The sequence below is a fragment of the Pseudomonas furukawaii genome, assembly GCF_002355475.1.
GTDB lineage: Bacteria > Pseudomonadota > Gammaproteobacteria > Pseudomonadales > Pseudomonadaceae > Metapseudomonas > Metapseudomonas furukawaii.
In genome coordinates, this window is the sequence record NZ_AP014862.1 from 564,376 (window position 1) to 582,933 (window position 18,558).

Consider the following 18,558-nt stretch of genomic DNA (forward strand, 5'->3'; position numbering starts at 1 on the left):
CCGCACAACGGCTAGCGCCGCCGGAGACCACTCGATGCACCATGAAGACCTGCGCCTCGCGCAGCTCAGCCAATGGCTGGACCAGCAGTTGCCCTCCCTGTTCACGGCCCATGGCTGGGGCCCGGTTCCCGAGGCCCGGCTGGTACCCGCCAGCAGCGACGCCAGCTTTCGGCGCTACTTCCGCTGGGAGGCCGAGGATCGCACCCTCATCCTGATGGACGCTCCGCCACCGCGCGAAGACTGCCGCCCTTTCGTCAAGGTCGCCGGCATGCTGGCCGAGGCGGGCGTGCATGTCCCCCGCATCCTGGCTGCGGATGTGGAACAGGGCTTCCTGATCCTCGACGACCTCGGTCGCCAGACCTACCTGGACGTGATCGACGCGAGCAATGCCGATGCCCTGTTCGAGGACGCCATCCAGGCGCTGCTCACTTTCCAGAAACGCAGCCTCGATGCGCCCATGCCCCATTACGACGACGCGCTGCTGCGTCGCGAACTGCAGCTCTTCCCGGAGTGGTACCTGCAGCACCACCTGGGGCTGGAGTTGGAGGGCGAGCGCCTGGCGGCCTGGGAGCGCATTTCCCGCCTGCTGATCGACAGCGCGCTGGCCCAGCCCAAGGTGCTGGTGCACCGCGACTACATGCCTCGCAACCTGATGCTCAGCACGCCCAACCCCGGTGTGCTGGATTTCCAGGATGCCGTCTACGGCCCGGTCACCTATGACATCACCTGCCTGTTCAAGGATGCCTTCCTCAGTTGGCCCGAGGAGCGGGTGGCGGGCTGGCTGCAGCGCTACTGGACCCTCGCCCGCGAAGCCGGCATCCCGGTGCAGGCCGACTTCGCCGAATTCCGGCGTGCCAGCGATCTGATGGGGGTGCAGCGTCACCTCAAGGTGATCGGCATCTTCGCCCGTATCTGCCACCGCGATGGCAAGCCCAAGTACCTGGGCGATGTGCCGCGCTTCTTTGCCTATATAAAGGCAGTGATCGAAAGGCGGCCTGAACTGGCCGAACTGGGCCAGTTGCTGGCCAGCCTGCCCGATGGGGAGGCGGCTCGCGGATGAAGGCGATGATCCTCGCGGCGGGCAAGGGCGAGCGCATGCGCCCACTCACCCTGCACACACCGAAACCCCTGGTGCGCGCCGCCGGCACGCCGCTGATCGAATTCCACCTCCGCGCCCTGGCCCGTGCCGGATTCCAGGACCTGGTCATCAACCACGCCTGGCTCGGCCAGCAGATCGAGGATCACCTGGGGAGCGGCGAGCGATTCGGCCTGTCGATCCGCTACTCGCCCGAAGGCGAGCCCCTGGAGACCGGGGGCGGGATCTTCCGGGCCCTGCCGCTGCTGGGGGATGAACCTTTCCTGCTGGTCAACGGCGATGTCTGGACCGACTACGACTTCGGCCACCTGTGCCGCCCACTGGACGGCCTGGCCCATCTCGTCCTGGTGGATAACCCCGAGCACCATCCTCGGGGAGACTTCCAACTGGTGGATGGGCGCGTCAGCGAAGCGCGGGAGGGCGAGCCCAGCCTCACCTACAGTGGTATTGCCGTACTGCACCCGCGACTTTTCGAGGACTGCCAGCCGGGGGCTTTCAAACTGGCGCCGCTGCTGCGCCAGGCCATGGCCGCTGGCCAGGTGAGCGGTGAGCACTTTCGTGGCCGTTGGGTCGACGTGGGCACCCACGAGCGCCTGGCGGATGTCGAGCGCCTGTTGCAGGCGGAGGTCTGAATGCTCTGGCCCGCCACCCTGATCGGCGCCACCGCTGGCTTCGCGCTGGCGAGCATTCCCGGTGCCATGCTCGGCGGTCTGTTGGGCCAGGTGCTGGACCGACGGCTGAAGCTGGACTCCTGGAGTGCCCTCTGGGCGCGGCTGCGGGGACGGTCTGAGATCGCGAGCGGGGACCTGCTGTTCGTCCTGCTGGGACGTCTGGCCAAGAGCGACGGCCGGGTGCAGGCGGCCCATATTCAGCAGGCGCGCTCGGAAATGAAGCGCCTGGGGCTGGACGAGTCGCGCACCCGCCGCGCCATCGCGGCCTTCAATCGCGGCAAGGTCGGGCGGGACAACCTGCAGCCCGCGCTGGCCGGGCTGCGAGAGGAGCGGCTGAGCGCCGAGCGCCTCTTGCGCAGCTGCTGGCAGATGGCAGCGGCGGACGGACGCATCGGCGAGGTCGAGCGGGAACTGATCCTGCAGTGGGGCCAATGGCTCGGGTTCAAGCCGGCGCAGGTGCAGGCCCTGGGTGCAGGCTACGACACGCCGCAAGGCCTTGCCCCTGCTCGTGGCAACAGTTACAGCGAGGCGCTCAAGTTGCTGGGGGTGACGGCCGATTGCGAGCCGGCGACGATCAAGCGGGCCTATCGCCGGCTGCTGAGCAAGCACCACCCGGACAAACTGGCGGGCTCAGGTGCCAGCCCCACGGCGGTGCGTGCCGCCACCGAGCGGACCCGCGAACTGCAAAGCGCCTACAACCTGATCCGTGAGCGCCACGGCTTCCGCTAGCCGCCGGTGGCCGATGCCTTGGATCGAGGCTGCAGGTCCAGCCAGCCCCGGATGCGTCTCAGCAACTGCTCCTGCTCGCTGGCACGGTCTCCAGGCAGCGCCTTAATGGCGATCTGGATGTAGGCCGGGTGCTGCTGCCGCTTGCTGGCGTGCAGGCGCGCTTGCGCGGCATCACGGTCCGCCGGCTGGTCGCGGTAATAGAAGTCGCCGGTCGCCAGTTTCAGGTCCGGTAGCGAGTCCTCCAGGGGCGGCCCGTAGCCGGCGGGTGTTTCGGCCGCCACCAGCAACAGGTTCTGCACATCCCCGGGCTCCAGGGCTCCCAGGTACTGAACGGCCCAGTAGGCCCCGGTACCGTGACCGAGCAGCACGATGACGCCGGGCTTCTGCTGACGGGCAAAGGCCAGCGCGGCGTCGATGCGAGCGAAGGTGCGGTCGGTCTGCGACTTCTGGATGGCATCGCGCGACAGGGGCGGAGGGGCCGGATCGGTATCCGGCTCGGCGCTGCCGGCCTGCTCGGTATTGGCCGGACCCTCTTCCTGTGCCTTCTCCGGGCTCACGGCGGGCTCGGCCTGGGTCTTCTCCTCCGACTTGGGGGCGCGCGGTGGCAGCGGGTCGCCGCTGGGATCCGGCAGGGTGAGGCTCAGGGTGCTCCAGCCCAGGTCCGGCAATCCACGACGCAAGGGACCGACGGCGCGAGGCCAGTCCGCAGTTTCACCGTCGCCTGGCAGGATCACCACCAGGCCCTTGGACTCGGCGATGTTGGCGGGCTGCCACAGGGCCAGGAAATGCTCGTCTCCGGCCTTCAGCATCTGCTGCTCCCGCTGCGGCAGTCGTCGCTCGAGTCCGCGGGCTTCTTCCTGGCTGCGTTCCACCAGGGGCGCCCGCTCGACGGCAGGTGTCGGCTCCGTGGGCGTGCCGGCGTTTTCCGCCCGCAAGGGCAGGGAGGCGAACAGCGGGGCGAGGACGAGGGCCGAAAGGGCGGGTCGATGGAATCGGAGCATCCGGTGCGTACCTGGTCGAGCGGAAAAGCTGGAGCCTACTGGCTCACCGAAAATTTGTCAGGCCGGGCCTTCGCATGGTTTCGTGACCCTGGAGTAAGGTATGTGCGCTTTTCTCTTCCTGGCGATGGGTTCTCGATGATCCGTGCACTGGTTTCCCTCCTGCTGGTTGTGTGCCTGAGCCCGCCGCTGCTGGCCGCCCCGAGCACCCTGCCCCTGGACGACGCCCAGCGGCTCTGGCTGGCCGACCATGACCGGCTGCGGGTGGGCGCTGTACTGCAGGCACCCTACGTGCAGCTGGATCGGCGCCTGCAGCAATTGTCGGGCGCCAATGTGGAGCTGATGAACTGGCTGGCTCGCGAACTCGGCGTCGAACTCATCTGGCGCACCTACGACAGCCAGGGCGAGTTGGAACAGGCGCTGCGTGCCGGGCTGATCGACCTGGCGCCAGGGCTCAGCCAGACCCCCGCCGGATTGCGCCTCTGGCTGTTCTCCGATCCCTACATGCGCGTCTCCCAGTTGGTGGTGGGGGAGCGCGAGGGCAATGCTGCGGTCGACCTGGAGCAACTGGATGGCACCTCGCCCTTGGCCCTTCGACATCCCAGCGGCGTGTTCGACTACCTGAGGTCCACCTACACCAACCTCGAACTCCGGCCCATGGCCAGCGAGCGCCAGGCCTTGCAAGCCTTGCTGGCCGAGCAGGTACGTTATGCGGTGCTGGACGAGGCGCAGCTCAGCCGGTTGTCCCGTGAGCAGGAGTTCGCCGGGCTCGCCGTGGTCGCGGATATCGGCTTCCCGCAGTTGCTGCGGGTGGCGTCCCGCCGGGACTGGCCCGAGCTTGCGGCCATCGTCGACATCGCCCTGCGCAACCTCCCGGCCAAGGACCTCGACCTGCTCCATGAGCGCTGGCTGCAACCCAAGTACCCGCGCCTGGGCGAATCCGCAGGCTTCTGGCAGAACCTCAGCCTGCTGCTGGGCGTGTTGCTGTTGTCCGCCGCGGCCATCATCACCTGGCTGCGTCGTCAGCGTCGTGGCCTGGAGCGGCAGCTGCTGGACGCCCGCCATGCTCTGCAGATGCGCGAAGCCGCGGAGGAGGCGCTACGCCTCACCCAGTTCTCCATCGACCACAGCACCCTGGGCGTCCTCTGGGTGAACTGGGACAGCCATGTGCGCTACGCCAACCGGGCCGCCGAACAGATGCTCGGCTACGCCCCCGGCAGCCTGGCGGACCGGCCGCTGGCGGACTTCCAGCCCGAGTTGAACATGGACCGCTGGCTGAACCTCTGGCGCCGGGTGCGCAACAGCGACGAAGGGCCCCTGGGCTTCGAGACCCGCTGCCTGCGCCCGGACGGCAGCTGGCTGCCGGCGGACGTCTCCCTGAGCTTCCTGCGCTTCGGCTCTTCCGAGTACCTGGTGGTCTTCCTCTCCGACGCCACCGAGCGTCGTCGCGCCCGCGAGGCCCTGGAAGAGAGCGAGGCGCGTCTCAAGGGCATCGCCTCCAACGTCCCGGGACTGGTGTTCCGGCTGGAGCGTCCCGCCGCGGGCGCGCCCTCGGCCTTCGCCTTCATCGGCGAGGGCAGCGAGGGGCTGGTGGGCTACAGCGCCAGCGAATTGCTGGACACCGGACGCGGCATTCGCGGCCTGGTGCATCCGGAGGACCGCGATGGCTATTGGGCGAGCCAGCTCGCGGCCCTCGACGCGGACCGCGACTGGCACTGGCAGGGGCGCATCCTCACCCGCGACGGGCAGTTGCGCTGGGCGGACATCAAGGCCAGTGCACGGATCTTCGAGGATGGCCGCGCGGTCTGGGACGGCGTGGTCTGGGACATCACCGACAACAAGCAGATCGAACTCGAACTGGCGGCTTCCCGCGCCCAGCTGCGGGAGCTGTCCGCCCACCTGGAAAGCGTGCGTGAGGAAGAGAAGGCCCGCATCGCCCGTGAGGTTCACGACGAACTGGGCCAGGTGCTGACCGTGCTCAAGCTGGAAACCTCGATGTGCGAGCTGGCCTATGCCGACCTGGACGAGGGGCTCAAGGAGCGCCTGGAGAGCATGAAGCGCCTGATCGCCCAGCTGTTCCAGCTGGTGCGCGACGTGGCCACCGCGCTACGCCCGCCCATTCTCGATGCCGGCATCGGATCGGCCATCGAGTGGCAGGCCCGGCGCTTCGAGGCCAGGACCCAGATTCCCTGCCTGGTGGAGGTGCCGGAGCACCTGCCGGCCATTTCCGACGCCAAGGCGGTGGGGTTGTTCCGGGTGCTGCAGGAAGCCCTGACCAACGTCATGCGGCACGCCGAGGCCCATACTGTGGAGGTTCGCCTCAGCGAGGAGGGCGGCCAGCTCTGCCTGCGCATCAGCGATGACGGGCGGGGTTTCGATACGAGCGCCCGGCGTGGCAGTTCCTTCGGCCTGGTGGGCATGGGCGAGCGGGTACTGATGCTGGGCGGCAGCCTGGAAATCGACAGCCAGCCAGGGGAGGGGACCACCCTCTGCGTGCGGGTGGCACTGGATAAGGAGAAAGCAGCGTGATCCGAGTACTGGTGGCGGAAGACCACACCATCGTCCGCGAGGGCATCAAGCAGCTCATCGGCCTGGCCAAGGACCTCTGCGTGGCGGGGGAGGCGGCCAATGGCGAGCAGTTGATGGAAACCCTGCGGCATACGCCCTGCGAGGTGGTGCTGCTGGATATCTCCATGCCCGGGGTCAACGGCCTCGAGGCCATTCCGCGCATCCGCGCCCTCGGCAACCCGCCGGCGGTGCTGGTGCTCTCCATGCACGACGAGGCGCAAATGGCCGCCCGCGCGCTGAAGATCGGCGCCGCGGGCTACGCCACCAAGGACAGCGATCCTTCACTGCTGCTGGCCGCCATCCGCAAGGTGGCGTCTGGCGGTCGCTACATCGACCCGGACCTGGCCGACCGCATGGTGTTCGAGGTGGGACTCACCGATTCCCGGCCCGCCCACACCCTGCTCTCGGAGCGGGAGTTCTCGGTGTTCGAGCGCCTGGTGCGGGGTGAGGGCGTCAACGAGATCGCCCAGCACCTGGCCATCAGCAGCAAGACCGTGAGCACCCACAAGGCACGGCTGATGCAGAAGCTCGGACTCAGTTCTGTGGCCGACCTGGTGAAGTACGCCGTGGAACACAAGCTTCTATGAATGCCCGAGAAATGCGCTCTGGATTGTAGGGCGATCCCTACAAAAGATCCTCTCCACGCCTTATAGCAATCTCTCATACCGCCCGATTTGCGTGCGCCATGCCGTTCTCTAGTCTTTCTCCCACGGCAGACACAAAAACAAAGGTGCGGTTATGGCCGAGACACAAGGCAGCGACATCCTGGTCAGCTTTCGCGGCGTACAGAAGAGCTACGACGGCGAGTCGCTGATCGTCAAAGACCTCAACCTGGATATTCGCAAAGGCGAATTCCTCACCCTGCTCGGGCCATCCGGCTCCGGCAAGACCACCAGCCTGATGATGCTCGCCGGGTTCGAGACCCCCACCAGCGGCGAGATCCTCCTGGCCGGTCGCTCCATCAACAACGTGCCGCCTCACAAGCGCGACATCGGCATGGTGTTCCAGAACTACGCGCTGTTCCCCCACATGACGGTGGCCGAGAACCTGGCCTTCCCGCTGTCGGTGCGCGGCATGAGCAAGACCGACGCCAGCGAGCGTGTGAAGCGTGCGCTGTCGATGGTCCAGCTGGACGCCTTCCGCAACCGCTACCCGGCCCAGCTTTCCGGTGGCCAGCAGCAGCGCGTCGCCCTGGCCCGCGCCCTGGTGTTCGAGCCGCAGCTGGTGCTGATGGACGAACCCCTCGGCGCGCTGGACAAGCAGCTGCGCGAGCACATGCAGATGGAGATCAAGCACATCCATCAGCGCCTCGGCGTGACCGTGGTCTACGTGACCCACGACCAGGGCGAAGCCCTGACCATGTCCGATCGCGTGGCGGTGTTCCACCAGGGCGAGATCCAGCAGATCGCGCCGCCTCGTGAGCTCTATGAGTTGCCGAAGAATACCTTCGTGGCCAACTTCATCGGTGAGAACAACCGCCTCAGCGGTCAGCTGGAAAGCCGCCAGGGCGATACCTGCGTGGTGCGCCTGGCCCGTGGCGAGAAGGTCGAGGCCCTGGCCATCAACGTCGGCCAGCCGGGCGAGCCGGTCACCCTGTCGATCCGCCCCGAGCGGATCCGCCTGAATGGCCACAGCGAATCCTGCGTCAACCGTTTCTCCGGGCGCGTCGCCGAGTTCATCTACCTGGGCGACCACGTGCGCATCCGCTTCGAGGTCTGCGGCAAGCCCGATTTCTTCGTCAAGCAACCCATCGCCGAGCTCGATCCCGCGCTGGCGGTCGGCGATGTGGTGCCGCTCGGCTGGCAAGTGGAGCACGTCCGCGCATTGGACCCGCTGCACGCGGAATGACGCGGTGGCACCAAGGCATAAGCAACCCTGCACTGTGGAGAAAACAACAATGTCGAAATCCCTGAAACTCACCGCCATCGCCCTCGGGCTGGCCTGCGCCGCACAGGCCATGGCCGCCGACCTGACCGTCGTGTCCTTTGGCGGTGCCAACAAGAACGCCCAGGTGAAGGCGTTCTACGAGCCCTTCCAGCAGGCCACCGGCAACAAGATCATCGCTGGCGAGTACAACGGCGAGATGGCCAAGGTGAAGGCCATGGTCGACACCAACAGCGTGTCCTGGAACCTCGTGGAGGTGGAGTCCCCCGAACTGGCCCGTGGTTGCGACGAAGGGCTGTTCGAGGAACTGGACACCGCCCAGTTCGGCAAGGCCGAGGACTTCATTCCGGGCGCCCTGCAACCCTGCGGCGTGGGTTTCTTCGTCTGGTCCACCGTGCTGGCCTACAACGCCGACAAACTGAAGACCGCACCCACCAGCTGGGCCGATTTCTGGGACGTGAACAAGTTCCCGGGCAAGCGCGGCCTGCGCAAGGGCGCCAAGTACACCCTCGAATTCGCCCTGATGGCCGACGGCGTGGCGCCCAAGGACGTCTACAGCGTGCTGGCCACCAAGGAAGGCCAGGATCGCGCCTTCAAGAAGCTCGACGAGATCAAGCCCAGCATCCAGTGGTGGGAAGCCGGCGCCCAGCCGCCGCAGTTCCTCGCCTCGGGTGACGTGGTGATGAGCTCCGCCTACAACGGCCGCATCGCCGCCGTGCAGAACGAGAGCAACCTGAAGGTCGTCTGGACCGGCGGCATCTACGACTTCGACTCCTGGGCCATCCCGAAGGGCGCCAAGGATGCCGACAAGGCCAAGGAGTTCATCGCCTTCTCGGTCCAGCCCGAGCAGCAGAAGGTCTACTCCTCCAACATCGCCTACGGCCCGGCCAACACCCAGGCGGTGTCGCTGCTGGACAAGGGCATCCTGAAGGACATGCCGACCACGCCGGAGAACATCAAGGACCAGGTCGCCATGGACGTCACCTTCTGGGCTGACTACGGCGAGCAGCTGGAACAGCGCTTCAACGCCTGGGCGGCCAAGTAAGACCGCCGCCTTCCCCCTCTCCCTCCGGGAGAGGGGCCAGGGGTGAGGGCAGTCGTTCCTCACCCCGGCCCTAGGGCCTGAAAGTCCCAAGTACTGTTCCAACGGAGTTCGCCATGGCCACTGCAGTGCCCCTGAACGAGGTCGCCGGCCCCAGCCTCAAGCAGCGCCTCGCCCGAGCCGAGCGGATGAACCGCCTGAAATCCCAGGCGCTGATCCTGCCGCTGCTGATCTTCCTCCTGCTGACCTTCCTGGTGCCCATCGGCGCGCTGCTCTACAAGAGCGTGAACAACCCGGAAGTGGTCGGCTCCATGCCCCGCACCGTCGACGCCATCGCATCCTGGGACGGCAAGGCGCTGCCCGCCGAACCGGTGTACAAGGCCCTGGCCGAAGACCTGGCCGAGGCGCGCAAGAACCAGACCATCGGCGACCTCTCCAAGCGCCTGAACATGGAACTGGCCGGCTACCGCAGCCTGATGGCCAAGACCGCCCGGGCCCTGCCGTTCAAGACCGAGCCGGCGTCCTACAAGGACGCCCTGGAAACCCTCGACGAGCGCTGGGGAGACCCGGCCTACTGGCAGGCGATCCGTCGCAACGCCAGCCACCTGACGCCTTATTACCTGCTGGCCGCCCTCGACCATCGCATCGACGACCTCGGCGAGCTGGCGCCGGCAACCCCGGACCAGGCCATCTACCTGGATATCTTCGCCCGCACCTTCTGGATGAGCGCGGTGATCACGGCCATCTGCCTGCTGCTGGCCTATCCGCTGGCCTACCTGCTGGCCAACCTGCCGACCCGGCAGAGCAACCTGCTGATGATCCTGGTGCTGCTGCCCTTCTGGACGTCCATCCTGGTGCGGGTGGCGGCCTGGATCGTGCTGCTGCAGTCCGGCGGCCTGATCAACGGCGCCCTGATGAAACTGGGGTTGATCGACCAGCCGCTGCAACTGGTGTTCAACCGCACCGGCGTCTACATCGCCATGGTCCACATCATGCTGCCGTTCATGATCCTGCCGATCTACAGCGTGATGAAGGGTATCTCCCCCAGCTACATGCGGGCGGCGATCTCCCTCGGCTGCCACCCCTTCGCCAGCTTCTGGAAGGTGTACTTCCCGCAGACCGTGGCCGGTGTCGGTGCCGGGTGCCTGCTGGTGTTCATCCTGTCCATCGGCTACTACATCACCCCGGCGCTGCTGGGCAGCCCGAACGACCAGATGGTCAGCTACTTCGTCGCCTTCTTCACCAACACCACCATCAACTGGGGCATGGCCACGGCCCTGGGCGGGATGCTGCTGTTCGCCACCCTGGTGCTCTACGTGGTGTACACCTGGCTGGTGGGCGCCGGTCGCCTGAGGCTGGGATAAGAAAGCGCCTCCGCTGGAGGCCGTCCGCTCCCCCTCTTCCGCTTGCGGGGGGAGTGGACGGGGAAACAAGAAAGATTCTGAGGAGAGAGCGTGATGCTGAGTCCCTACATGTCCCCGGTGGAGCGCCTGTGGTTCTTTACCCTGCGTATCCTCTGCGGCCTGGTGCTGCTGTTCCTGATCCTGCCGGTGCTGGTGATAGTGCCCCTGTCGTTCAACTCCGGCACCTTCCTGGTCTACCCGCTGCAGGGCTTCTCCCTGCGCTGGTACGCCGATTTCTTCCAGTCCGCCGAGTGGATGCGCGCCCTGACCAACAGCCTGATCGTCGCGCCCGCCGCCACGGTCCTGGCCATGGTCTTCGGCACCCTGGCGTCCATCGGCCTGACCCGCGGCGAGTTCCGCGGCAAGGCGCTGGTGATGAGCATCCTGATCTCGCCCATGGTGGTGCCGGTGGTGATCATCGGCGTGGCGAGCTACCTGTTCTTCGCCCCGCTGGGCATGGGCAACAGCTACCTGTCGCTGATCCTGGTGCATGCGGTGCTGGGCGTGCCCTTCGTCATCATCACGGTGTCGGCCACCCTGCAGGGCTTCAACCACAACCTGGTGCGCGCCGCCGCCAGCCTGGGGGCTCCGCCGCTGACCGCCTTCTTCCGCGTGACCCTGCCACTGATCGCGCCCGGCGTGATCTCGGGTGCCCTGTTCGCCTTCGCCACCTCCTTCGACGAAGTGGTGGTGACCCTGTTCCTCGCCGGCCCCGAACAGGCCACCCTGCCGCGCCAGATGTTCAGCGGCATCCGCGAGAACCTCAGCCCCACCATCGCCGCGGCGGCCACCCTGCTGATCGGCTTCTCCATCGCCCTGCTGCTGGTGCTGGAATGGCTGCGGGGACGCAGCGAGCGCCTGCGCACCTCGATGCCGGAATAGACTCTCCATCCTTCCGCCCGCCCGCTCCCCCGTGCGGGCGGGCTTTTTTTCGCCTCGCCTCAGTCATCGGTCGAATGCCCGCGAACCTTCCATCCCGGCTACAATTCGCGCCACCGTGATTCCGCCCCTGAGGTCAGCCATGCAACCCTTTGCCATCGCTCCGTCGATCCTGTCCGCCGATTTCGCCCGCCTGGGCGAGGAAGTGGACAAGGTGCTCGCCGCCGGCGCCGACATCGTTCACTTCGACGTGATGGACAACCACTACGTGCCCAACCTGACCATCGGCCCCATGGTCTGCTCGGCGTTGCGCAAGTACGGCATCACCGCGCCCATCGACGCGCACCTGATGGTCAAGCCGGTGGACCGCATCATCGGCGACTTCATCGAGGCGGGCGCCACCTACATCACCTTCCACCCGGAAGCCTCCCTGCACATCGACCGTTCCCTGCAGCTGATCCGCGACGGCGGCGCCAAGGCCGGCCTGGTGTTCAACCCGGCAACGCCCCTGGACGTGCTCAAGTACGTGATGGACAAGGTGGACATGATCCTGCTGATGAGCGTCAACCCCGGTTTCGGCGGACAGAAGTTCATCCCCGGTACCCTCGACAAGCTGCGCGAGGCGCGCGCGCTGATCGACGCGTCCGGTCGCGACATCCGCCTGGAGATCGACGGCGGCGTCAACGTGAAGAACATCCGCGAGATCGCCGCCGCCGGTGCCGACACCTTCGTCGCCGGCTCGGCCATCTTCAACGCCCCGGATTACGCCGAAGTCATCAATGCCATGCGCGCCGAACTGGCCCGGGTGTGACATGGGGACGCTGCACCGGCTGTTCGACGGGCGCCTGCCACGCCTGGTGATGTTCGACCTGGATGGCACCCTGGTGGACTCGGTTCCCGACCTGGCCGCCGCCGTCGACCGGATGCTGATCGCCCTGGGCCGCCCTGCGGCCGGTGTGGAGCGGGTGCGCGAGTGGGTCGGCAACGGGGCCCGGGTGCTGGTGCGCCGGGCCCTGGCCGGCGACATCGAACATGCCGCCGTGCATGACGCCGACGCCGAACGGGGGCTGGCGCTCTTCATGGAGGCCTACGCCGAGAGCCACGCGCTCACCACCGTCTATCCCGGCGTGGTGGATACCCTCAAGTGGTTGAAGAAGCAGGACGTGGAGCTGGCGCTGGTCACCAACAAGCCGGAGCGCTTCGTCGCGCCGTTGCTGGACGAGATGAAGCTCGGCCGCTACTTCCCGCTGATCATCGCCGGCGACACCCTGCCCCAGCAGAAGCCCGACCCGGCCGCCCTGCTGCATGTGATGCACATGACCGGAGTGAGCCGCCATGAGGCGTTGTTCGTCGGCGACTCTCGCAACGATGTCCTCGCGGCCCGCGCCGCCGGGGTGAAATGCGTGGCCCTGAGCTACGGTTACAACCACGGTCGACCCATCGCCGAGGAGGAGCCCGCCCTGGTGGTGGATGACCTGCGGGAGCTGCTGCCCGGCGGTTGCGCCGCTCACGGGGCTGCGTTAATGTCACCGGACTCCCCCGAAAATTCGCCTCAGCGAGACAGAAACGTGGTGGTTCCCTGCAAGCATTGGCTCGAACGAGCCGGAATGAAGATCATCAAGGCTGTCGCCCGTTGGCGCTGGCGCGCCTGAATTCATTCTGGCCGGATGCACCGGCGCGCTTGTACATCACAGATTTCATCTCAAGGAGCCTCCCGCAGGCTCCCCGCCCATGAGGCTGATCATGACCCGCGAAGAATTCCTGCGTTTGGCCGCCGAAGGCTATAACCGCATTCCGCTTGCGTTCGAGACCCTGGCGGATTTCGACACGCCCCTGTCCCTCTACCTGAAGCTGGCCGACACCCCGTACTCCTACCTGCTGGAGTCGGTCCAGGGCGGCGAGAAATGGGGGCGTTACTCCATCATCGGCCTGCAGAGCCGTACCGTGCTGCGCGCTCATGGCCCGCGAGTGACCGTCAGTGTCGACGATGTGGAGACCGAGTCGCTCGAGTGCGAGGATCCGCTGGCCTTCGTCGAGGACTTCAAGGAGCGCTACCAGGTGGCGCCGATCGCCGGCTTGCCCCGTTTCAACGGCGGCCTGGTGGGCTACTTCGGCTACGACTGCGTGCGTTACGTGGAGAAGCGCCTGGCCAACTGCCCGAACCCGGATCCCCTGGGTACGCCGGATATCCTGCTGATGGTGTCCGATGCGGTGATCGTGTTCGACAACCTGGCGGGCAAGCTGCACGCCATCGTGCTGGTGGATCCGAACCAGGACGACGCCTTCGAACGGGGCCAGGCCCATCTCGCCGAACTGCGTCGCAAGCTGCGCCTGCCGGTGGTTCCGCGCCTGGGGGTGGACCCGGCGCTGCCGGTGGAGATGCAGACCGACTTCCGCTCCAGCTTCACCCGTGAGGACTACGAGCAGGCGGTTCGCGACATCAAGGAATACATCCTCGCCGGCGACTGCATGCAGGTGGTGATTTCCCAGCGCATGTCGGTCCCCTTCACCGCCGCGCCCATCGACCTGTATCGCGCCCTGCGCTGCTTCAACCCCACGCCCTACATGTACTTCTTCAATTTCGGCGACTTCCACGTGGTGGGCAGCTCGCCGGAAGTGCTGGTGCGCGTGGAGGATGGCCTGGTCACCGTGCGCCCGATCGCTGGCACCCGTCCGCGCGGCGCCACCGAGGAAGCCGATCTGGCCCTGGAAGAGGACCTGCTGTCCGATGCCAAGGAGTTGGCCGAGCACCTCATGCTGATCGACCTGGGCCGCAACGATGTGGGCCGCGTCTCCAGCACCGGCTCGGTGAAGGTCACCGAGAAAATGGTGATCGAGCGCTATTCCAACGTGATGCACATCGTTTCCAACGTCACCGGCCATCTGAAGGAAGGCGTCTCCGCCATGTCGGCGCTGCGCGCGATCCTGCCGGCGGGCACCCTCTCCGGCGCGCCGAAGATCCGCGCCATGGAAATCATCGACCAGCTCGAGCCGGTCAAGCGGGGTGTCTACGGCGGTGCCGTGGGCTACCTGGCCTGGAACGGCAACATGGACACCGCCATCGCGATCCGCACCGCGGTGATCAAGGACGGCGAACTGCACGTCCAGGCCGGCGCCGGCATCGTCGCCGACTCGGTCCCGGCCCTGGAATGGGAGGAGACGCTGAACAAGCGCCGCGCCATGTTCCGTGCCGTGGCCCTCGCCGAACAGACCGCCAAGACCGACGCCTGAGGATCGCACCATGCTGCTGATGATCGACAACTACGATTCCTTTACCTACAACGTGGTGCAGTACCTGGGTGAGCTGGGCGCGGACGTGCACGTGATCCGCAATGACGAGCTGTCCATCGCCGAGATCGAGGCGCTGAACCCGGAGCGCATCGTGGTCTCGCCCGGTCCCTGCACCCCCAATGAAGCGGGCGTGTCCCTGGATGTGATCCGCCATTTCGCCGGCAAGTTGCCGATCCTCGGCGTCTGCCTGGGGCACCAGAGCATCGGCCAGGCCTTCGGCGGTGACGTGGTCCGCGCGCGCCAGGCCATGCATGGCAAGACCAGCCCGGTGTTCCACAAGGACCTGGGTGTGTTCGAGGGGTTGAACAATCCGCTCACGGTCACCCGCTACCATTCCCTGGTGGTGAAGCTGGAAACCTTGCCGGATGCGCTGGAAGTCACTGCCTGGACCCAGCATGACGACGGCTCGGTGGACGAGATCATGGGGCTGCGGCACAAGACGCTGAACATCGAGGGGGTGCAGTTCCACCCCGAATCCATCCTCACTGAACAAGGCCACGAGCTCCTGGCCAACTTCCTCAAGCAGACCGGTGGAGTACGCTGACATGGACATCAAGGAAGCCCTGAACCGGGTGGTCAACCAACTGGACCTGACCACGGAGGAAATGCAGGACGTGATGCGCCAGATCATGACCGGCCAGTGCACCGATGCGCAGATCGGCGCCTTCCTCATGGGCATGCGCATGAAGAGCGAGACCATCGAGGAAATCGTCGGTGCCGTCTCGGTCATGCGTGAGCTGGCGGTCCGCGTCGAGCTGTCCGACCTGGCCCGCGTGGTGGACGTGGTCGGCACCGGTGGCGATGGCGCGAATATCTTCAACGTCTCCTCGGCGGCCACTTTCGTGGTGGCGGCCGCCGGAGGCAAGGTGGCCAAGCACGGCAACCGCGCGGTGTCCGGCAAGACCGGCAGCGCCGACGTGCTGGAGGCGGCGGGCATCTACCTGGACCTGAAGCCCGAGCAGGTGGCCCGTTGCATCGAGCATATCGGCGTCGGCTTCATGTTCGCCCAGGTGCATCACCGGGCCATGAAGTACGCCGCCGGCCCGCGTCGGGAGCTGGGGCTGCGCACGCTGTTCAACATGCTCGGCCCGCTGACGAATCCGGCCGGTGTGAAGCACCAGGTGGTCGGTGTGTTCAGCCAGGCCCTGTGCCGTCCGCTGGCCGAGGTGCTCAAGCGCCTGGGCAGCGAGCACATCCTGGTGGTGCATTCGAAGGACGGGCTGGATGAACTGAGTCTCGCCGCGCCGACCCATGTCGCCGAACTGAAAGGCGGTGAGGTCACCGAGTACCAGATCCAGCCCGAGGACTTCGGCATCAAGAGCCAGAGCCTCATCGGCCTTACGGTGGGCAGTCCCCAGGAATCCCTGGAGCTGATCCGCGACGCCCTGGGCAAGCGCAAGACCGAGAGCGGCCAGAAGGCCGCTGACATGATCGTGCTGAATGCCGGCGCGGCGCTCTATGCCGCTGACCTGGCGTCCAGCCTGAAGGAGGGCGTGCGCCTGGCCCAGGACGCCCTGCACACTGGCCTGGCCCGCGAGAAGCTGGACGAGCTGGCCTCCTTTACCGCCGTGTTCCGAGTGGAGAATGAAGCGTGAGCATCCCGACCATCCTTGAGAAGATCCTGGCGCGCAAGGCCGAGGAAGTGGCCGAGCGTCGCGCCCGTGTTTCCCTTGCCGAGGTGGAGGCGCTGGCGCGTTCCGCCGATGCTCCCCGAGGCTTTGCCCGCGCGCTGATGGAGCGGGCCGAGCGCCACCAGCCGGCGGTGATCGCCGAGGTGAAGAAGGCGTCGCCGAGCAAGGGCGTGCTGCGGGAGCATTTCGTTCCCGCGCAGATTGCCCGCAGCTACGAGGCGGGCGGTGCCGCCTGCCTGTCCGTGCTGACGGACATCGACTTCTTCCAGGGCAGCGATGCCTACTTGCAGGAAGCCCGCGCCGCCTGTTCCCTGCCGGTGATCCGCAAGGATTTCCTGATCGACCCCTACCAGGTGGTGGAAGCCCGTGCCATCGGCGCCGACTGCGTGCTGCTGATCGTTTCCGCCCTGGAGGATGGCCGCATGAAGGAGCTGGCCGCCACCGCCAGGGAGGTCGGCCTCGACGTGCTGGTGGAAGTGCACGACAGCGAGGAGCTGGACCGCGCCCTGAACTGCCTGGACACGCCGCTGGTGGGCATCAACAACCGCAGCCTGCACAGTTTCGAGGTCAGCCTGGAAACCACCCTCGACCTGTTGCCGCGCATCCCGCGTGATCGCCTGGTGGTGACCGAGAGCGGCATCCTCAACCGGGCCGATGTGGAGCTGATGGAGGTCAGCGGCGTCTACGCCTTCCTCGTAGGCGAGGCCTTCATGCGCGCAGAGGAGCCGGGTACCGAGCTGGGTCGTCTGTTCTTCCCCGAGCGCAACCGCGTGGTGGCGGGGATCGACCCGGACTGATCCAGGCCGGAGCACCGCCCATGAAAAAGCCGGCTTGCGCCGGCTTTTTCGTCTCCGCTTTCAACAGGGCAGGGCCGAGGCGCAGCTGATCGGCGCTCAGCGGGTGCCGAAGACCACCATGGTCTTCCCCTTCACGTTCACCAGACCCTGTTCTTCCAGGCTCTTCAGCACCCGGCCAACCATTTCGCGGGAGCAGCCGACGATACGGCCGATCTCCTGGCGGGTGATCTTGATCTGCATGCCGTCCGGGTGGGTCATGGCGTCGGGCTGCTTGCACAGGTCGAGCAGGGTGCGGGCCACTCGGCCGGTGACATCGAGGAAGGCCAGGTCGCCCACCTTGCGGGTGGTGTTGCGCAGGCGGTCGGCCATCTGGCTGCCCAGGGCGTAGAGGATCTCCGGGTCCTGCTGGGTGAGTTCACGGAACTTCGCGTAGCTCAGTTCCGCCACTTCGCATTCGGTCTTGGCGCGCACCCAGGCGCTACGTTCCTTCTCGGTGCCTTCCTTCTCGAACAGGCCCATCTCGCCGAAGAAGTCGCCGGGGTTGAGGTAGGCGATGATCATTTCCCGGCCATCGTCATCCTCGATCAGGATGGTGACCGAGCCCTTGATGATGATGAAGAGGGTTTCGCAGCGGTCGCCCGCATAGATGATGGTGCTCTTGGCCGTGTAGCGGCGGCGATGACAATGCGCGAGTAGTTTGTCCAGGCTTTTTATTTTTGGTGTAAGGGTGATTGCGACCATGCCCGAGTCCCGAAAAAAAGAAGGTAAGCCTTTGTACAGCAGGCAAATTTCTAATAGTTGTCTGGCCAAGTGTGCCAGTAATCCGGCGCCAGCTTAACAGACACCCCCCAATGAACAACGTCATTTTGCGACGTGCCTAACACCTGCTTCGGAACTATACGGGGGGCGGTGAGGAAAAGTCGCTGTGATAAGCTACCGCACCTTTTTCCGAGCGGAGTTCCAGGTGATGAAAGCACGCATCCAGTGGGCGGGTGAGGCCCTGTTCCTTGGCGAGTCCGGCAGCGGGCACGTCGTGGTGATGGATGGCCCGCCCGAGTCCGGTGGCCGCAACCTTGGCGTGCGTCCCATGGAGATGCTGCTGCTCGGCCTCGGTGGCTGCACCAACTTCGACGTGGTGAGCATCCTCAAGAAGGGGCGCCAGCCGGTGGAGAGCTGCGAGGCGTTCCTCGAAGCCGAGCGCGCCGGTGAAGACCCGAAGGTCTTCACCCGGATCCATGTGCACTTCGTGGTGAAGGGCCGTGGGCTGAAGGAGGCGCAGGTCAAGCGGGCGGTGGAACTCTCCGCCGAGAAGTACTGCTCGGCTTCCATCATGCTGGGCCGTGCCGGTGTGGAAATCACCCACGATTACGAAATCGTCGAACTCGGCGCCTGATCCCGGTGGGCCGGATGCCCGTCAATGACATCCGGCCATCATATTTGCGCGGCAAACTCTGGCAGACGGCGTCCGTCGTCTGCATAATTCGCCCCCTTTCCATTTCCGGGGCTTCGGGCTCCGAACCTACGACCACAATCGCCAACGCGAAGAGGTGTAAACCGTCCTACGCAGGA

At 66.2% G+C, this 18,558-nt stretch carries 18 protein-coding genes; 16 read left to right on the forward strand and 2 right to left on the reverse strand.

Annotated features, from left to right (window positions below; all coding sequences use genetic code 11):
• The first annotated feature begins 34 nt into the window (after window positions 1-34).
• The 3 genes from KF707C_RS02550 to KF707C_RS02560 are packed head-to-tail and all read left to right on the forward strand — an operon-like array spanning window position 35 to window position 2,496.
• A complete protein-coding gene (locus KF707C_RS02550) occupies window positions 35-1,060 on the forward strand; it encodes an aminoglycoside phosphotransferase family protein (RefSeq protein WP_003450735.1) in 1,026 nt (341 codons plus the stop codon).
• The gene (gene murU, locus KF707C_RS02555; protein WP_003450733.1) at window positions 1,057-1,728 is read left to right on the forward strand and encodes an N-acetylmuramate alpha-1-phosphate uridylyltransferase MurU; all 672 of its coding nucleotides are present in this window, start codon (window positions 1,057-1,059) and stop codon (window positions 1,726-1,728) included. Before KF707C_RS02550 ends, murU begins: the two co-directional genes overlap by 4 nt.
• The gene (locus tag KF707C_RS02560) at window positions 1,729-2,496 is read left to right on the forward strand and encodes a TerB family tellurite resistance protein (RefSeq protein WP_003450731.1); all 768 of its coding nucleotides are present in this window, start codon (window positions 1,729-1,731) and stop codon (window positions 2,494-2,496) included.
• Here the strand turns inward: KF707C_RS02560 and KF707C_RS02565 are convergent.
• Window positions 2,493-3,497 carry an alpha/beta hydrolase family protein gene (locus KF707C_RS02565; RefSeq protein WP_003450729.1) on the reverse strand — a complete coding sequence of 335 codons (1,005 nt, stop codon included), beginning with the start codon at window positions 3,495-3,497 and terminating at the stop codon, window positions 2,493-2,495. The genes KF707C_RS02560 and KF707C_RS02565 overlap by 4 nt on opposite strands.
• Window positions 3,498-3,632: 135 nt before the next feature.
• On the opposite strand from KF707C_RS02565, the gene KF707C_RS02570 reads away from it, so the two are divergent.
• The 12 genes from KF707C_RS02570 (at window position 3,633) to trpC (ending at window position 16,989) form a co-directional block, all read left to right on the forward strand.
• A complete protein-coding gene (locus KF707C_RS02570) occupies window positions 3,633-6,023 on the forward strand; it encodes a PAS domain-containing sensor histidine kinase (RefSeq protein ID WP_036992389.1) in 2,391 nt (796 codons plus the stop codon).
• Window positions 6,020-6,649: a response regulator gene (locus KF707C_RS02575; protein ID WP_003450725.1), complete on the forward strand. Its 630-nt coding sequence runs from the start codon at window positions 6,020-6,022 to the stop codon at window positions 6,647-6,649. The genes KF707C_RS02570 and KF707C_RS02575 overlap by 4 nt, the downstream gene beginning before the upstream one ends.
• A 151-nt stretch (window positions 6,650-6,800) precedes the next feature.
• Window positions 6,801-7,910, forward strand: a complete 1,110-nt coding sequence (locus KF707C_RS02580) for an ABC transporter ATP-binding protein (RefSeq protein WP_003450723.1) — start codon at window positions 6,801-6,803, stop codon at window positions 7,908-7,910.
• A gap of 49 nt (window positions 7,911-7,959) precedes the next feature.
• The gene (locus tag KF707C_RS02585) at window positions 7,960-8,991 is read left to right on the forward strand and encodes an ABC transporter substrate-binding protein (RefSeq protein ID WP_003450721.1); all 1,032 of its coding nucleotides are present in this window, start codon (window positions 7,960-7,962) and stop codon (window positions 8,989-8,991) included.
• Window positions 8,992-9,104: 113 nt separating this feature from the next.
• A complete protein-coding gene (locus KF707C_RS02590) occupies window positions 9,105-10,352 on the forward strand; it encodes an ABC transporter permease (protein WP_003450719.1) in 1,248 nt (415 codons plus the stop codon).
• 93 nt (window positions 10,353-10,445) lie between these two features.
• Window positions 10,446-11,273 carry an ABC transporter permease gene (locus KF707C_RS02595; protein WP_003450717.1) on the forward strand — a complete coding sequence of 276 codons (828 nt, stop codon included), beginning with the start codon at window positions 10,446-10,448 and terminating at the stop codon, window positions 11,271-11,273.
• Window positions 11,274-11,412: 139 nt separating this feature from the next.
• Complete coding sequence (gene rpe / locus KF707C_RS02600; protein ID WP_003450713.1) at window positions 11,413-12,081, forward strand: ribulose-phosphate 3-epimerase; 669 nt, start codon at window positions 11,413-11,415, stop codon at window positions 12,079-12,081.
• 1 nt (window position 12,082) lies between these two features.
• The gene (locus tag KF707C_RS02605) at window positions 12,083-12,922 is read left to right on the forward strand and encodes a phosphoglycolate phosphatase (RefSeq protein ID WP_003450711.1); all 840 of its coding nucleotides are present in this window, start codon (window positions 12,083-12,085) and stop codon (window positions 12,920-12,922) included.
• 91 nt (window positions 12,923-13,013) lie between these two features.
• Window positions 13,014-14,501, forward strand: a complete 1,488-nt coding sequence (gene trpE / locus KF707C_RS02610) for an anthranilate synthase component I (RefSeq protein WP_036992413.1) — start codon at window positions 13,014-13,016, stop codon at window positions 14,499-14,501.
• 10 nt (window positions 14,502-14,511) lie between these two features.
• On the forward strand, window positions 14,512-15,105 hold the full coding sequence (locus KF707C_RS02615) for an aminodeoxychorismate/anthranilate synthase component II (RefSeq protein ID WP_003450707.1): 594 nt from the start codon (window positions 14,512-14,514) through the stop codon (window positions 15,103-15,105).
• A 1-nt stretch (window position 15,106) separates the two neighbouring features.
• Entirely contained in the window at window positions 15,107-16,156 is a 1,050-nt protein-coding gene (gene trpD, locus KF707C_RS02620; protein WP_003450705.1) for an anthranilate phosphoribosyltransferase, read from the forward strand.
• Window positions 16,153-16,989 (forward strand): indole-3-glycerol phosphate synthase TrpC, encoded by an 837-nt coding sequence (gene trpC, locus KF707C_RS02625; RefSeq protein ID WP_003450703.1) that lies wholly within the window; start codon window positions 16,153-16,155, stop codon window positions 16,987-16,989. The genes trpD and trpC overlap by 4 nt, the downstream gene beginning before the upstream one ends.
• Before the next feature lie 96 nt (window positions 16,990-17,085).
• Here trpC and crp read toward each other — a convergent pair whose 3' ends face one another.
• Window positions 17,086-17,730, reverse strand: coding sequence for a cAMP-activated global transcriptional regulator CRP (crp, locus tag KF707C_RS02630; RefSeq protein WP_003450701.1), 645 nt, complete (start codon window positions 17,728-17,730; stop codon window positions 17,086-17,088).
• 226 nt (window positions 17,731-17,956) lie between these two features.
• Here crp and KF707C_RS02635 point away from each other — a divergent pair, with 226 nt between their 5' ends.
• A complete protein-coding gene (locus KF707C_RS02635; RefSeq protein WP_036992411.1) occupies window positions 17,957-18,382 on the forward strand; it encodes an OsmC family protein in 426 nt (141 codons plus the stop codon).
• Window positions 18,383-18,558: the final 176 nt, after the last annotated feature.

Coding starts and splice junctions, on each gene's coding strand:
- KF707C_RS02550 (WP_003450735.1), top strand. CDS start 35: ATGCACCATGAAGACCTGCGCCTCGCGCAGCTCAGCCAATGGCTGGAC.
- murU (WP_003450733.1), top strand. CDS start 1,057: ATGAAGGCGATGATCCTCGCGGCGGGCAAGGGCGAGCGCATGCGCCCA.
- KF707C_RS02560 (WP_003450731.1), top strand. CDS start 1,729: ATGCTCTGGCCCGCCACCCTGATCGGCGCCACCGCTGGCTTCGCGCTG.
- KF707C_RS02565 (WP_003450729.1), bottom strand. CDS start 3,497: ATGCTCCGATTCCATCGACCCGCCCTTTCGGCCCTCGTCCTCGCCCCG.
- KF707C_RS02570 (WP_036992389.1), top strand. CDS start 3,633: ATGATCCGTGCACTGGTTTCCCTCCTGCTGGTTGTGTGCCTGAGCCCG.
- KF707C_RS02580 (WP_003450723.1), top strand. CDS start 6,801: ATGGCCGAGACACAAGGCAGCGACATCCTGGTCAGCTTTCGCGGCGTA.
- KF707C_RS02585 (WP_003450721.1), top strand. CDS start 7,960: ATGTCGAAATCCCTGAAACTCACCGCCATCGCCCTCGGGCTGGCCTGC.
- KF707C_RS02590 (WP_003450719.1), top strand. CDS start 9,105: ATGGCCACTGCAGTGCCCCTGAACGAGGTCGCCGGCCCCAGCCTCAAG.
- KF707C_RS02595 (WP_003450717.1), top strand. CDS start 10,446: ATGCTGAGTCCCTACATGTCCCCGGTGGAGCGCCTGTGGTTCTTTACC.
- rpe (WP_003450713.1), top strand. CDS start 11,413: ATGCAACCCTTTGCCATCGCTCCGTCGATCCTGTCCGCCGATTTCGCC.
- KF707C_RS02605 (WP_003450711.1), top strand. CDS start 12,083: ATGGGGACGCTGCACCGGCTGTTCGACGGGCGCCTGCCACGCCTGGTG.
- trpE (WP_036992413.1), top strand. CDS start 13,014: ATGACCCGCGAAGAATTCCTGCGTTTGGCCGCCGAAGGCTATAACCGC.
- KF707C_RS02615 (WP_003450707.1), top strand. CDS start 14,512: ATGCTGCTGATGATCGACAACTACGATTCCTTTACCTACAACGTGGTG.
- trpD (WP_003450705.1), top strand. CDS start 15,107: ATGGACATCAAGGAAGCCCTGAACCGGGTGGTCAACCAACTGGACCTG.
- crp (WP_003450701.1), bottom strand. CDS start 17,730: ATGGTCGCAATCACCCTTACACCAAAAATAAAAAGCCTGGACAAACTA.
- KF707C_RS02635 (WP_036992411.1), top strand. CDS start 17,957: ATGAAAGCACGCATCCAGTGGGCGGGTGAGGCCCTGTTCCTTGGCGAG.